15 protein-coding genes and 2 pseudogenes are annotated in these 13,626 nt (G+C 63.8%); 9 read left to right on the forward strand and 8 right to left on the reverse strand.

The annotated features are described in order from the left end of the window. The 3 genes and pseudogenes from CH292_RS25730 to CH292_RS25740 all read right to left on the reverse strand — a co-directional run. A pseudogene (locus tag CH292_RS25730) lies at positions 1-837 on the reverse strand (heavy metal translocating P-type ATPase); the annotation flags it as partial. Then, on the reverse strand, positions 834-1,100 hold the full coding sequence (locus CH292_RS25735) for a hypothetical protein (RefSeq protein ID WP_094656059.1): 267 nt from the start codon (positions 1,098-1,100) through the stop codon (positions 834-836). The pseudogene CH292_RS25730 and the gene CH292_RS25735, both read right to left, overlap by 4 nt. Positions 1,101-1,735: 635 nt before the next feature. Continuing rightward, positions 1,736-1,990 carry a hypothetical protein gene (locus tag CH292_RS25740; RefSeq protein WP_082897596.1) on the reverse strand — a complete coding sequence of 85 codons (255 nt, stop codon included), beginning with the start codon at positions 1,988-1,990 and terminating at the stop codon, positions 1,736-1,738. 727 nt (positions 1,991-2,717) lie between these two features. On the opposite strand from CH292_RS25740, the gene CH292_RS29480 reads away from it, so the two are divergent. From CH292_RS29480 to CH292_RS25785, 8 genes are all read left to right on the forward strand, one after another. Beyond that, positions 2,718-3,578 carry a prolipoprotein diacylglyceryl transferase gene (locus CH292_RS29480; RefSeq protein ID WP_256978579.1) on the forward strand — a complete coding sequence of 287 codons (861 nt, stop codon included), beginning with the start codon at positions 2,718-2,720 and terminating at the stop codon, positions 3,576-3,578. A 170-nt stretch (positions 3,579-3,748) separates the two neighbouring features. Beyond that, positions 3,749-4,075, forward strand: a complete 327-nt coding sequence (locus CH292_RS25750) for a rhodanese-like domain-containing protein (protein WP_256978580.1) — start codon at positions 3,749-3,751, stop codon at positions 4,073-4,075. 538 nt (positions 4,076-4,613) lie between these two features. Then, complete coding sequence (locus CH292_RS25760) at positions 4,614-6,770, forward strand: MMPL family transporter (protein WP_094656063.1); 2,157 nt, start codon at positions 4,614-4,616, stop codon at positions 6,768-6,770. Between the two features lie 26 nt (positions 6,771-6,796). Then, a complete protein-coding gene (locus CH292_RS25765) occupies positions 6,797-7,048 on the forward strand; it encodes a YgaP-like transmembrane domain (protein WP_094656064.1) in 252 nt (83 codons plus the stop codon). Between the two features lie 44 nt (positions 7,049-7,092). Then, entirely contained in the window at positions 7,093-7,512 is a 420-nt protein-coding gene (locus CH292_RS25770) for a DUF302 domain-containing protein (protein WP_068370334.1), read from the forward strand. Next, on the forward strand, positions 7,512-8,285 hold the full coding sequence (locus CH292_RS25775) for a sulfite exporter TauE/SafE family protein (RefSeq protein WP_068370332.1): 774 nt from the start codon (positions 7,512-7,514) through the stop codon (positions 8,283-8,285). The genes CH292_RS25770 and CH292_RS25775 overlap by 1 nt, the downstream gene beginning before the upstream one ends. 83 nt (positions 8,286-8,368) lie before the next feature. After that, positions 8,369-8,638, forward strand: coding sequence for a metal-sensitive transcriptional regulator (locus CH292_RS25780; RefSeq protein ID WP_094656065.1), 270 nt, complete (start codon positions 8,369-8,371; stop codon positions 8,636-8,638). 56 nt (positions 8,639-8,694) lie between these two features. Continuing rightward, entirely contained in the window at positions 8,695-10,062 is a 1,368-nt protein-coding gene (locus CH292_RS25785; RefSeq protein ID WP_094656066.1) for a rhodanese-like domain-containing protein, read from the forward strand. A gap of 243 nt (positions 10,063-10,305) precedes the next feature. On the opposite strand, the pseudogene CH292_RS29580 reads toward CH292_RS25785, so the two are convergent. The 3 genes and pseudogenes from CH292_RS29580 to CH292_RS29055 form a co-directional block, all read right to left on the reverse strand. Continuing rightward, positions 10,306-11,022: pseudogene (locus CH292_RS29580) on the reverse strand (alpha/beta hydrolase); the annotation flags it as partial. A 54-nt stretch (positions 11,023-11,076) separates the two neighbouring features. Further along, positions 11,077-11,610, reverse strand: coding sequence for a DDE-type integrase/transposase/recombinase (locus CH292_RS29050; RefSeq protein WP_094656067.1), 534 nt, complete (start codon positions 11,608-11,610; stop codon positions 11,077-11,079). A gap of 115 nt (positions 11,611-11,725) precedes the next feature. Further along, entirely contained in the window at positions 11,726-12,040 is a 315-nt protein-coding gene (locus CH292_RS29055; RefSeq protein ID WP_094656068.1) for a hypothetical protein, read from the reverse strand. 25 nt (positions 12,041-12,065) lie between these two features. On the opposite strand from CH292_RS29055, the gene CH292_RS29060 reads away from it, so the two are divergent. After that, positions 12,066-12,215: a hypothetical protein gene (locus CH292_RS29060; RefSeq protein WP_156520206.1), complete on the forward strand. Its 150-nt coding sequence runs from the start codon at positions 12,066-12,068 to the stop codon at positions 12,213-12,215. A gap of 54 nt (positions 12,216-12,269) precedes the next feature. Here CH292_RS29060 and CH292_RS25805 read toward each other — a convergent pair whose 3' ends face one another. Both CH292_RS25805 and CH292_RS25810 read right to left on the reverse strand, forming a co-directional pair. After that, the gene (locus tag CH292_RS25805; protein WP_094656069.1) at positions 12,270-13,232 is read right to left on the reverse strand and encodes a M56 family metallopeptidase; all 963 of its coding nucleotides are present in this window, start codon (positions 13,230-13,232) and stop codon (positions 12,270-12,272) included. After that, the gene (locus CH292_RS25810; protein WP_094656070.1) at positions 13,229-13,585 is read right to left on the reverse strand and encodes a BlaI/MecI/CopY family transcriptional regulator; all 357 of its coding nucleotides are present in this window, start codon (positions 13,583-13,585) and stop codon (positions 13,229-13,231) included. The genes CH292_RS25805 and CH292_RS25810 overlap by 4 nt, the downstream gene beginning before the upstream one ends. Positions 13,586-13,626: the final 41 nt, after the last annotated feature.

The following is a 13,626-nucleotide window of genomic DNA, read 5'->3' on the forward strand; positions in this document are numbered from 1 at the left end:
GGCGACGACGTGGTCGCCGTCGCTGCGGCGGACGGTGCGTGATTCGCCGGTGATCATCGATTCGTCCATGCTCGCCGATCCGGAGACGATGGTGCCGTCCGCCGGTACTCGGCCGCCGGGGCGGACGACGACGACATCACCGAGCTGCAGCTCGGCCGGGGACACCGGCACCACATCGTCGCCTTCGACGCGTTCGGCGGTGTCCGGTAACAGCGCCGCCAACGAGTCCAGAGCGGATGTGGTCTGCGCGAGGGACCGCATTTCGATCCAATGCCCGAGCAGCATGATCACGATCAGCAGGGCCAGTTCCCACCAGAAGTCGAGCTGATGATCGAGCACACCGAGGCTCGCTCCCATCGACGCGACGAATGCGACCGTGATCGCCAAAGCGATGAGCAGCATCATTCCTGGTGCACGTGAACGTATCTCACTCACTGCCCCGGTGAGGAACGGGGAACCTCCCCAGGCGTACATCACGGTGCCCAGCACTGGGGAGATCCAGGCGATCCACGGCGCGTCGGGCAGTGAGTATCCGAGGAGCATCGCGAACATTCCGGAGGCGAAGATCACCGGGACAGCGAGGACCAGCATGATCCAGAAAAGCCGACGGAACATGCCGACGTGATCGCCGTGCCCAGCATGACCACCGTGGCCGCCGTGCTCTCCATGCTCGGAGTGGGCTGCGTTGTGCCCGCCGGTGTCGTGGCCCGACTGCGGAGTCGCCTTCTCGGCCACTTCCGTGTGCATTTCGGGTCCTTCTTCATGCCCGCTGTGCTGCAGCCTATTCGGCGGATCCGTCCGCGCGGAGTCGACGTCGGAGTGCGTGTGATCGTTCATCGTGCAGGTCCTCTCATCCATCGAGTTCGATCTATGCATCCCATGAACTCGCGGGTTTCCGGTTCGGCTGTGCATCCGGCGTCGCGGGCGACGATGATCTGCGCCTGGACGAGCTCGGCTGTACTGGTGACCGTGAATGCCTCTGCCGCCGCCGATAACGCGACGGTGTCCACTCCGACCACGGCGCTGACTTCGTCGCGGACCGACGCCTCACAGTGGCCGTACATCAATACCGGCGTGACTGGGCAGTGCGTGATGATCATGCGTGCGCTTTCGACGTTGCAAACATATATACCCCGTAGGGGTATATAACGGTCAGGTCGAACCATACCCCTTCCTGATCCCATTGGGAAGGACCGTCAAGGTGTTGTCAACGTGTGAGCACCAGTCGGCTAGCTAGTAGGTGCGCCCCGCGCGGTCCCTGTCATGCTCACGGGCAGGCAGTCGGTGTCGATATCGACTCGCTCCGGGGCGTGCGAATCCGACGGCGCAACTGAATCTCGCAGCGATGGGCCAGCAGCCGGAGGCGGAGTGGGCGATTACACAGTGTCACGGCGCGCGTGGCGGGCCCGTGTGCCGACGCTCAAAGATCGCGGTGCTGCTCGTTCGGTCGATCGGAATCGCCGTAGATCGGACGGTGGAGCAATACTTTCTCGTTCATCATGGGGCTGCGGCGACGCCAACGTAGCGCTGAGTAAGTCGTAGATGGGTGTATCGCTCACGTTCGGTTCTACCCTCTATCTGATTGCTTCGGTGCGCCTTTCGATCGCGCCGACGGTTTCTGGTCACCGGGCCGGGCGAACACTGCCCTACCGGCCCGCTGGCGCGAACCGACATATCCAGACCGCAACCTCGGTCACCTGCGATGAAAATGCCCACCCAGCCACACCGCAGCTGCTTATTCCCGAGTGACGGCACGCTTGCGCAGCTCAGCGGTTGCCAACTCTGCGACCGCTGCGCGATAGGAATCTCGATCGATTTCGCCGGCAGCGAATCTACGATCGAGGATTTCCTGCGCGTCCTCCCCCGATTGCGGGCGAGCGGAGATCAACCGAACCGCACCCCAGACCAACAGAGCGATCACGACCAGCCAGAACGCGGCCATTCCCGCCATCATCGTCCATCCACCACCCATGGCGCCCATATTCATCATTGTTGCTCCTCACTCTTACCTGGCCACCTGCTGACCTGCGGAGTGTGGCCATTCCGCGCTATCTACTATAACGCTTAGTAGTTCAGCTACTATCGAGGATAGTAGTTAACTGCTGCCGAGACGCCGTCGCCCGGACCGGCGATGATGGAGGCCACCTGTGGGAAACAAATCCAACAAGTCACGATCGAAAGCGCCAAAGCGACGAACCACGGCGGGACGATCCGGGGGCGGCCTACCAGTTCCTCGCCCCGGCGACATGCGCACCGAGCCCCAGTCAGGGCATCCCCTCTCCGCGGGGGCCGCACATTCTGCGGTCAGCGTCGCCGCTGCCGACTATCTTCGGAGCAGGGGCTACTCGCCCCGGAGCGGTACACTCCATCCCACTGTCGCCCGGTCTTTCGCGCCGGCCTCCACTGCCCCACCGCGGCCTTCGGCCCAGACCGCAGAACCGACGATCGACACTGCAGCACCGCCGGAGCGCCCACGTGTCCACACCGCCGAGGCGATTGCGCCTGCAACGCGGCAATACACCCCTGACCGGCCCCCGGCGAACAGTTGCGCCGACGCGTTTTCGCAGGTCGAGCCCCTGGGGCTCGCGGCGACATACTGGGGTGTCGCTGCCGATGCCGAGCCCTGCGAGGACGTGTCGATCCGCTTTACCGGAGTGCGGGTGGCGACCGAGGACCACCAGCCGACCGAAAAGGACCATTTCGAACGAACACTGGTCGTGAAATCGCTCCCACCAGCCGGGGGCCGATTCGCCGCCACCACCCGTATTCAGGGCATCGCCAGCGGAGAGTGGCAGGTGACTGCGCATCGCATCGACGATGGCGCAGAAGGTACCGAACGGCAACAGAGCGCTGTGCTCACCGCCCGCACGGCGCTACTCACTCACGGTCCCGCTTTGCGGGTGTGGAGTTGGCCGGCGTTGGTTGCAGCGGGCGCGGTGGTAGCACTGATTCTTCAGGGACTCCTCCTCGCGCGTACGAACACCAATGTCGCTGCCGCTGTATCAATTTCCGCCTTGAGTTGTGTTCTGGGATATATAGGCGCCAAAATTTGGTATTTGATCCTGCACCGTCAACCTGCTCGCGCATTCATCCGCGCTGGAGCGTGTATTCAAGGCTTTCTTCTCGTTGCGCTGGGCACCTTGATCATCGGCGGAGCACTCGGGGGTATGGACGTCAGTGCAGTCCTAGATGCAACCACCCCGGGATTGTTTCTCGGCATGGCGATCGGTCGTCCCGGATGCTTCTTGGCGGGCTGCTGTTCGGGGCGTCCGACTCGATCTCGGTGGGGTCTGTTTTCGTCCGATCGCACCCTGGCGACGAAGAGGATTCCCGTTCAGCTCTACGAGGCCGCTGCAGCCCTGTTGATCGCGGGAGTTGCTCTCGCAGTGGTACTTCAGGTCGACCTTCCCGTCGGAGGGCTGGTCTTCCTGGGAAGTATTGCCGCATACACATTGATCCGGCAAGGCCTGTTTTTGTTCCGGGTGGACGCGCACACTCGTCGAGGCCGACTCGCTGTCACTCTCATCTGCTGCGCGATCCTCGCCGGCGTAGTTACAGGGTCGCAGGTGCTCTCGTGATCACTGAACGTGCCCTGATGCGTGCGCCTTTCGATGATCACCTCGATGCGATAGCACCGCATTCGGTGGCCCGGTCGACGCACCAGAGGAGTCCGGCATCGATACTGGCTGTCCTCGTCCTTGCACTCGCTGGATGTACCGGCGGCGAGGTCTCTGAGCCCACTGCGTCAATGCCCGTCGCTACGCAGGAGGAACTGCTCAATCCCGCTGACTTCGCCGCCGCGATCGCCGATCCCGGCCGAGTCACGATCAACGTCCATACCCCCAACGAGGGCCAGCTCCCTGGAACCGACTCAAGTCTTCCCTTCGACCAGATCCAACAACAGGCCGCGGCGTTGCCGCCCGACCGGACCACACCGCTGGCGATCTACTGCCGTACCGGGACAATGAGCGCCACCGCGGCGAAAGAACTGGCCGCTCTCGGCTACACCGATGTCGTCGAACTACAAGGCGGCATGCTCGCGTGGCGAAACACCGGACGAACCATCGAAGAATGATCAATCACCTTCCGCAGCGCTGACCCCAGAGGTTGATCACCAGAGAAGTGTCCGATGAAATCGGATGCCGAGATCGTCTTGTTCGGGTGCATCAGGAGTGTCAGTTTCAGAAGACGGCTGCACTCGTTCAGAAGAAGTGAATGTTGCGACCATTTTTCCGCGTCCGCGATGCGACTCGGCGGCACGACATCGAATCCAAGTAGCTTTCCGGCCAGCTCAACATACCCCGGGGGGTACTTGCATACCCCCCTCGGTATATGCGACAGTGGAGTACATGCCGCCCAGAGAGGACTGACCGTGTGCCATCCCGTGATCTGTTCGCGCTGCAGTAAGACCACCTGGACCTGTTGCGGTCGACACGTGGACGACGTCATGAGCAAAGTCCCTCGGTCTCAGCAGTGTTCCTGCTCGCCTGATACTGCCGCGCCCGCGAGGAACAACGTCTTTCGTTCGCTGTTCCGCCGCTAGATTTCGCCTTCCGCCACGCTTCGGCCGGAGTCGGCTCACCCAAATACCCCCACCCGTATAAGGAGAAGTCATGTTTCTGCCCCAGACCGTTCCGACTACCGGCCGCGACCCGGACCACCACGTCGCTGCGCCCGGCATCCTCGGACGGCTGGGCGGGGTGATGGTCACCCGCCGCCGATGGGTGTTCGGGGTATGGCTGATCGCCCTTGTTGCCCTCGGCTCGGCAGCGCCGTCGGTGTTCACCTCACTCGCCGGTGCGGGATGGCAAGCCAACGGTTCGGAATCGGTCCAGGTCCGCGAACTCGCGCAGCAACACTTCGGCGGCAATTCCTCGGCCGCAGTGCAGGTCGTCGTTCACTCCGACACCGCATCGATCGACGATCCCTCCATGCAGCAGACACTCACCGAGGTTACTGCTGTGTTCGACGGCGACGCCCGATTCGGCGACATCGTTCAACCGGCACCAGGCATGACCATCAGCCCGGACGGGCACACAGGGATCCTCATCGCCGGTGCCGACGCGAGCACCGACGACATGGTCAAAGCCGTCGACGACGTCAAAGCCGAGCTGACCGCATTGTCCGGCGATGGCATCGAGGTCTATCCCACCGGCTCGTCGGCTCTGTGGTCCGATTTCAACAAAGCCAACCACGACGCGATGATTCAAGCCGAATTGTTCTCTTGGCCACTCACCTTGGCAATCATGGTGCTCGCATTCGGCTCACTCGTCGCTGCCGGCCTGCCGCTGTTGCTCACCGTCGCTGGGCTCGTCGCCTCTGCAGGCGGCCTCGTCCTGCTCAATCAGGTCACACCGATCTCGGTGTGGGCGATGAACTTCGCGATGATGTTCGCTCTCGCCCTCGGCATCGACTACGCCCTGTTCATCGTCTCCCGCTTCCGGGACGCATTGCGCAACGCCGACCCACGTGCCGCGGTCGCCGAAACCATGGACACCGCAGGCAAAGCCGTCCTGCTCTCCGGGCTCACAGTGCTGGTCAGCCTCTCCGCTGTCCTGCTCGTCCCAGCCCCCGCAGTGCGCACGATGGCGGTGGGCATCATGCTGGCTGTCACCTTCGTCCTGATCGCCACCATGACGTTGCTCCCGGCCACGTTGGGAGCGCTCGGCCCCAAGGTCAACGCCGCATCCCTGCCCTACGCCAAACGCCAGCAGCACCGCTCCCCCAAATTCGCCGCCTGGGGTGAACTGCTCCACAAGCACCCCTGGCCGTTCGCGCTCGTCTCCGTCGGAATCCTCATCGCCCTGGCCCTCCCCGTCCTGGGACTGAAGGTCGCGATGCCCTCGATCGCAGTCGTCCCCGAGGATGCACCCGTGCGGCAGGGCTACGAGCTGGTCCAAGCCCATTTCGGTGACGGCGCGCCAGGGGCACTGCAGATCGTCGTACCCACCTCCGACGCCGCCGCGACCGCCACAGTCGCGGGCAGCGTAGACGGGATTACTATGGTCACCCCTCCGCAACCAGCTGCCGATGGTTCGAACTACGCTCTGCTGCAGGCGCTTCCCGCTGTGGATCCGTCCGATGAGTCTATGGGCACGATCCTCGGCGACCTGCGCGCACAGCTACCCGAGACCGCGCTGGTCGGCGGAGCACCTGCGGAAAACCTGGATTTGCAGCAAGCCCTGAACGACTACCTTCCGCTGGTGATCGGCATCATCCTCGTCCTCGGCTTCGTTCTGCTTCTCGTGGCCCTGCAAGCGCCGTTGATCGCGATCCTCGGCACCGCCGTCAGCCTGCTCTCCACCGCCGCCGCGTTCGGCGTCGCGAAACCGATCTTCCAGGACGGGCACGGTGCATCGTTGCTGGGTTTCACCCCACAGGGATTCCTCGACGGCTGGGGGCCTGTGTTCTTCTTTGCCATGATCTTCGCCATCGCCATGGACTACACCGTGTTTCTCCTCGCCACCGCGAAAGAACACTACGAGAAAACCGGGGACCCGAAGACCGCTCAGGTCGACGGTCTCGCACATTCGGGGCGCGTCATCTTCGCCGCAGCCGCGGTCATGGTCGCCGTGTTCTTTACCTTCGCACTCTCCGATCCACTCCCACCGAAGGAGATGGGCATCATCCTCGGCGTCGCCGTCCTACTCGACGCCTTCCTGATCAGGTTGATTCTGCTGCCGGTCCTGCTCCGGCTGACCGGACACGCCGCATGGTGGTCACCGGCGTGGCTACGGAAGGTCTTGCCGTCGATCAGTTTCTCGCACTGACTATTTTCGCATCGAACGGAGACATCATGATCGAGACGAAGACGACCTGTCCCAGCAGATTCGCCGGGTCGCCGATCGAACGTATCGTGCCCGCCCTCGCCGCCGCGGTGACCGCCACCGGCCTAGCGCTCGGGGAACTCCACGCACCGCAGTGGCGGCTACTCAGTGCTGTCGCCGCCGCGAACCTTGCTCTCTACGCCGCAGCCGGCTGGTGCCCGGCCAGCGCACTCCTCACCAGAGTCGGCGTACCGAGTCTTCGCGACCCTCGAAACGGGTAGACACCCATCAACCGCACTTCGACAATCGAAAGAGAGAACCTGACGTGAACATTGCACTCTCCACCACATTGACCGACACCGACTTCGACACAGCGGTGACCGACACCAAAGCTGCCCTGTCCGAGCAAGGGTTCGGCGTGCTGACCGAGATCGACATGCAGGCCACGCTCAAAGCCAAACTCGGCGAGGACATGGAGCAGTATCTGATCCTCGGTGCCTGCAATCCCACTCTCGCGCACCGCGCCGTCGGGGTCATGCGCCAGATCGGGCTGTTGCTGCCCTGCAACGTCGTCGTCCGCGCCGACACCAGCACACCAGGATCGGTGATCGTGGAAGCGATGAACCCGGACATCATGGTGGAGGCAACCGGCGAACCGGGACTCTCCGACGTCGCAGCCGAAGCCACCACGAAACTGCAGGCCGCCATCGACGCACTCGGCGGCCAGGGCGCACCGCGCAGCTGATGGCTCTGACCCTGGCGTTGATTCTCGGCGTTGCCGTCGGGATTCTGCTCGGCCTCCTCGGCGGTGGTGGGTCGATCCTCGCCGTCCCGGTGCTCGTCTACGCTCTCGGACTCCCACTGTCGGAGGCGATCCCGACGTCACTGTTGGTGATCGGCGTCGCCTCCGCGACCGGGGCCATCCCGAAGGTGCGCGCGCGGCTCATCGAATGGCGGCTGGCCGGCATCTTCGCGGCCACCGGAATCATCGGCACCCTGATCGGTACCGCCCTGGGCAGACACCTGCCCGACACCGCCGTGATGATCGGTTTCGCACTGGTCATGATCATCGCCGGAGCGCGCATGCTACGAAGCAACGACGACGTCGGAACCGCCTGCAGAACCGGCAATTCCGGGATCAACTGGCGACGATGCGCACCCCGGTCCATACCGACCGGATTCGGCGTCGGTGTCCTCACCGGACTGTTCGGCGTCGGCGGAGGATTCCTCATCATTCCCGCATTGGTGCTGCTGTTGGGTATCGAAATGAGCGTCGCAGTCGGAACATCGCTGGTGGTCATCGTCGCCAACTCCGCCGCCGGACTGATCGCTCAAGCCGACGGGCTCGGCGGCAACTGGGCTCTCACCTCTTCGTTCGCCGGGGCCGCGATCGCAGGGTCACTGGCGGCCGGACGCTTCAGCACCCGCGTCGACACCGACAGACTTCGGCAGTGGTTCGCCTACCTGGTGTTCGCCGTCGCCGGCTACGTGCTCCTCGACACCCTCGTCCTCTCGTAACACCTCACGTCACCAACCACCAATATGCCCCCAGGGGTAATCTGACATCACTATCACCGCACACTCAATTCGAGGAGACCGACATGATCGGCGACGAAGACAGCATCGCACTGGTACTCAACCGCTTGCGGCGAGCACACGGCCAACTGGCCGGAGTGATCGGCATGATCGAAAACGGACGCGACTGCAAAGACGTCGTCACCCAACTCGCCGCTGTGTCCCGGGCCCTCGACAAAGCCGGATTCAAGATCGTCGCCACCGGCCTGCGTGAATGCATGACCGGCGAGACCACCGACAACAAGGCGCCCATGACCGAAGCAGAACTGGAAAAACTCTTCCTCGCACTGGCCTGAGCCCCCTTTCTGGAGCCAGAAAGGTAGCAAACCGACGACACCAGAGGAGCACGCGTATGAGCACGACCGCCCCGGACATCGCCATCATCGAAACCTCCAGCCTCGGAGACCGCAGCTACCTGATCAGCCACGACGGAGCCGCGGTGGTGATCGATCCGCAACGCGACATCGACCGCGTCCAATTACTGGCCGCGGAGAAGAACGCCGCGATCACACACGTGCTCGAAACCCACATCCACAACGACTACGTCACCGGCGGACTCGAACTCGCCCGCACCACCGGCGCGCAGTACGTCGTACCGGACGGTGATCCCGTGAACTACGAGCGAAGAGGCGTCGTCGACGGCGACGTCATCGATGCGGGCGCAATGACGTTTGAAGTCATGCACACCCCAGGCCACACTCATCACCACGTCAGCTACGTATTGCGCGCAGGGGGTGAGCCGATCGCGGTCTTCACCGGCGGCTCGATGCTCTACGGTTCCACCGGCCGTACCGACCTGCTCGGCTCCGAGCACACCGACGAACTGACCCACGCGCAATTCCACTCGGTACGCCGCATCGTCGCCGAACTCCCCCCCGGCGCCGAGGTCTACCCCACCCACGGTTTCGGTAGCTTCTGCTCCGCGACACCGACCAGTGGCGATTCCTCCACCATCGGAGAGCAGCAGCAGAGCAATCCCGCACTCACCCAGGACGAACAGTCCTATGTCGAGGAGTTGATCGCGGGGTTGTCCGCGTATCCCTCGTACTACGCCCACATGGGCGTCATCAACACCGAAGGGCCGGCCCCGATCGACCTGTCCACGCCCGAACCTGTCGATCCAGGTGAACTACGACGGCGCATCGACACCGGAGAGTGGGTGATCGACCTACGAGCACGCACCGCCTTCGCCGCCGGACACCTCGAGGGGACCCTCGGCTTCGAACTTTCCACCACCTTCGTCACCTACCTCGGATGGCTCTACCAGTGGGGTGCGCCGCTGACATTGCTCGGCGACAACTCAGACCAGATTGCACAAGCCACCCGAGAGTTGGCGCGCATCGGCATCGACAGCCCCTCCGGTTCCGCTGTCGGAGAGATTCACTCGCTCGTCGGTGACGGGGAATTGCGGTCCTATGAAGTGTCCGACTTCGCTGGACTCGCCGCCGCCGCCGGTGACCGTGAGGTAACCGTGCTCGACACCCGCCAACACTCCGAGTACGAGGACGGCCATATCCCGGGCGCTGTCAACATCCCCCTCCACGAACTGCTTCACCGACTCGCGGACGTTCCCGCCGGCGAAGTGTGGGTGCACTGTGCATCCGGTTACCGATCCTCGATTGCCGCCTCCGTACTCGACCGCGCGGACCGCACCGTCGTGCTTGTCGACGACGACTACGAGCACGCCGTGAAGCTGGGGCTCGATAACCCCCACGAGTGAACCGACACCGCACACGTTCACGGCTGCACAGATCCAGCAGCGGTGGTCGCGGCAAGTATTCGCTGCGCCTGCGGGCCGTACACCCGATCCGTGCTGCCCGCGACGACGGTTCCCGCGGTATTGGGAATCGTATGCGCCCGAGTACATCGATGGGATTGACGGCAGCGAAGGCTGCGGGTCGCCGCCGAAGAACTGAGTCACCGTCTGCCGGCGCGTACCCACTGTCGGTTCGTCCTGTCCGGAAATGTCTAGGAACGTCGGATACACAGCCGGGGCATTGACCGCGAGTTGCAGTGCGCACGTTCCTCCGGCCGACATGCCTCCCACCGCCCATCGGCGGGGGTCAGGGTCGACCTGCAACGTGGAACGGATCCAGGAAGGTACATCCACCGACAGATAGGTGAACGCGTTACCGGCCACCGAATCTACGCAGAGCGTCTGAGCGAGCTGACTGCCGAGCGGGTCGGCCACCACAACGATCGGTGCGAGACCGGCGTGCCCGCCGGCGTAGGAATCGAGTACGGCATCCAATCTGCCGCCGTCGAACCAGTCTCGGGGTGTCCCCGGTTGTCCGGGGACCAGGACCAACACCGGAAGCTGCACGCGCGGGATGCTCAGATACGCCGGCGGCAGGTAGATCCACGCCTTTCGCGCCGCGAAGCCCGACACCAACCCCGGGATGGTCACGGTGGAGACGATGCCCGTGTTCGGCATGGTTTGCGGCGGTGACCAGCTCTGGCTCAGCGGTGTCCCGGGTTGCGCAATGGTCAGTGCCGGTGTCGGTCCCGGTACCGATGAAAAATCGACTTGTGAGGCCAGATTCAGTCCGAGTGCAGTCCTCAGGGTGGGATACGCCCCGAACTTTTGGTTTACCTGCGCAGCGCCGCTGATCACCACGCAGGCAACCGCGACCATCGACAACGCCTTCACGCGCGCGCGAGCCGGACGTAGGACCGCCATCGCCAACGCCGCCGCACCGAGCCCGGTCCACAGCACCGCGACGCAGGAAGGGGATCAGGGAACGCCGCCAGAGCACGTTGACCGAAACCATCGAAACCGCTGTAGTTCCCGCCCCGATGAGCAACGCCGCCGGCCGGGTGGGCGGTAGCCGAGGTCGATGCCGTGTTGCTCGCAACCGCGCCGTAGCGCTTCACTTTTGAACTCGGAGGCGTTGTCGACGTACAAGCGGTGCGGCTTTCCGGCCATCGGCAACCGCACATCCGCGCCGAGGCCCAGAGCGTCGATCCATACGCTTTTGTCCGAGCACACTCGGCCCAGACACAACCCGACCGACACTGCGGACGGCGGATCGAGTGTGACGACGAATCCTGGCACGCAGCGGCTGAAGACATCGATGGCAATCCTGAGATAAGGACGTCCGATCGGCACACGGTCGTATTCGTCGACGATCATCAGATCGACCACGGCGTGATCGATCTGGACTTGCTGGAGAACGGCCATCACCGGCGGCGGGACATTGCCAGCGGATTGCCGCGATCGGGCGGCGTCCGGTCCGTCACGTGAGCGTGTGACGCGGCCCGGGTGCATCGCTGTGATCCGAGCATCGACTGTGTTGCGGGCTGGGATCGGGAGTCCAGCGCGGTGACAGGCAGCGCGATACGACGATGCAGTGCAGCGACACTGAGTTTCTGGCGAGCCAGAATTACTCACGGTCGATGTGCTCGGCGATCACTTCTTCCACCTCGGCCGGCACGCGGGAGCTCCCGCGTCCACCTGCAGGAGCGGAGATCAACAGATCGGTGACCGACCCTCCCTCATTCCGGAGCCTGGACAACAGCACGTACACCCGCCGGGGCGAGACCCCCAACTGTTGTGCTGCATCCTCGACCACTGCGGTACCCATCGAGGATCGATTCATCAACTCGCTGAGCACTGCGAACCGTGACCGTGCCTGCTCCCACTGCTCGGCCGACGCGGTCAGGACACCAGCCTCGACGTCGAACTTGTCCGCATCCATCGCAGCCTCCGAACACCCAACCTGGGTGACCGATTGTGCAGTCCACTTCTGCGCTCATCTCGGGCAGCTTCGGTTTCTTCCGAGCGCCGGATGGCAGGATCTCGCGGTCGGCTATCCGATGGCGATGGTCCTCGCGCTCATCGGTTTCATGATGATCGCTTCCCGCACCGGATAGCCGAGGGCGAGTACGGCGGGCTAACGAACATGATCGCCAGTGCCGCAGTTCGTCTCATCCCACTGCGCAGGATGCCAACGTCATAGCCCCCAGCAAAGCCAGTACTGGTAACGCAGGCAGGGCAACCGCGGTGCACGCGGCGAACGACCGCGCCCACCGGAAGGGCGCATGCGGGATCACTTGATCCACGGCGAGACGATCGAGCCGCACCGCGGTGGTGTCCGAGACCATCCCGAGCGCGGGCAGAGGAACCGGGTGCGGGTGCAGCGAAGTCAGGGCGCGCCGCACAGGGTCTCGTCCGTGTGAGCGTGCCGCACGAGCGTCCGCGTCGAGTTCGACGAGAGCTCGTACGAGTGAAGGCGATTCCCGCATGATCGGCAGCCACGGAAACGCATAGGCCACCGACTCGGCAATGCCTACGAGCAGATGATGCCGGCCATCGATGTGCGCATGTTCGTGTGCGAGGACCGCCGCGACCTCCGCAGGCTCCAACTGTGCACGTAGCCCCTCACTGGCCACGACCATCGCCGGTCGTCCCGCGACGCTGTACGCGAGCGGACTATCCAATGGGAGCCATAGTGTCGACGCTGGCCGAGTCGAACCGGAAAATGCGTCGCCTCCGCCGATGATGCGCAGCAGATCGATGTGCCGCTCGTACAATTGTCGACGCTCACGCACTGCGCGCCTCAGGTGGATGATCCAGCGGACTGCGCCGCAGCCCAGCACCGCAATCCCGACAATCCCGACAATTGCTTCGATACGGGCGGGCATGTCGCCGTGAATGGCGAGCCAGCATTGGTGCGCGATGTCGACCAGGGTCGTCACGCCCCCGTGACTGGGGATCGCACTGAGCACAACCGGTACCGCGATGCTGACCAAGGTGCCCGCAACGAGAGCGGACCACGTGAGGAGGGTGACGTGCGCATCGATGCCTCTCGCGATCATCGACCTCACCAGCAATGGCGCGGCAGCCGCGACCACCAGCCCGCCGAGGGCCCACAGCAGAACGGCAGTCACCTCTTACGCTCTTTCAGACCGCGAGTGAGCACCTTCGATTCGTCATCGGAGGCGCCGCGGGCGAAGTGCAGCAGCACGCTCGTGGGGTCGCCGGTCGATTCGAGAAGTATCCGCAAGGCGTCGGAGGCAGCTTCTTCTCGGCTTCGGGTGGCCTCGTACCAATATGCCCGTCCGTTGCGTTGTCGGTGTACCCAGCCTTTACGGTGCAAATTGTCGAGCACCGTCTGGATCGTGGTGTATGCCGGTTCCCGACCGTCCTCAAGATGGTCGATTACATCGCGAACCCGGACTGCGGCGCTGGTATTCCACACCACGTCCATCACCAGAGCTTCGAGCTCTCCTAAACCCTGCATGTGTGCCCTCCTAGACGCGTGTTCACTCTATCCCGTCGAAC

Source organism: Rhodococcus sp. 14-2470-1a (genome assembly GCF_002259425.1).
GTDB lineage: Bacteria > Actinomycetota > Actinomycetes > Mycobacteriales > Mycobacteriaceae > Rhodococcoides > Rhodococcoides fascians_E.

What these genes read in the sequence shown, in the direction of transcription:
- CH292_RS29055 (WP_094656068.1), bottom strand. Translation starts at nt 12,040, where the DNA reads ATGGATGCGGACAAGTTCGACGTCGAGGCTGGTGTCCTGACCGCGTCG.
- CH292_RS25760 (WP_094656063.1), top strand. Translation starts at nt 4,614, where the DNA reads ATGTTTCTGCCCCAGACCGTTCCGACTACCGGCCGCGACCCGGACCAC.
- CH292_RS25765 (WP_094656064.1), top strand. Translation starts at nt 6,797, where the DNA reads ATGATCGAGACGAAGACGACCTGTCCCAGCAGATTCGCCGGGTCGCCG.
- CH292_RS25750 (WP_256978580.1), top strand. Translation starts at nt 3,749, where the DNA reads ATGCCCGTCGCTACGCAGGAGGAACTGCTCAATCCCGCTGACTTCGCC.
- CH292_RS25780 (WP_094656065.1), top strand. Translation starts at nt 8,369, where the DNA reads ATGATCGGCGACGAAGACAGCATCGCACTGGTACTCAACCGCTTGCGG.
- CH292_RS29050 (WP_094656067.1), bottom strand. Translation starts at nt 11,610, where the DNA reads ATGCACCCGGGCCGCGTCACACGCTCACGTGACGGACCGGACGCCGCC.
- CH292_RS25735 (WP_094656059.1), bottom strand. Translation starts at nt 1,100, where the DNA reads ATGATCATCACGCACTGCCCAGTCACGCCGGTATTGATGTACGGCCAC.
- CH292_RS25775 (WP_068370332.1), top strand. Translation starts at nt 7,512, where the DNA reads ATGGCTCTGACCCTGGCGTTGATTCTCGGCGTTGCCGTCGGGATTCTG.
- CH292_RS25740 (WP_082897596.1), bottom strand. Translation starts at nt 1,990, where the DNA reads ATGATGAATATGGGCGCCATGGGTGGTGGATGGACGATGATGGCGGGA.
- CH292_RS25810 (WP_094656070.1), bottom strand. Translation starts at nt 13,585, where the DNA reads ATGCAGGGTTTAGGAGAGCTCGAAGCTCTGGTGATGGACGTGGTGTGG.
- CH292_RS25785 (WP_094656066.1), top strand. Translation starts at nt 8,695, where the DNA reads ATGAGCACGACCGCCCCGGACATCGCCATCATCGAAACCTCCAGCCTC.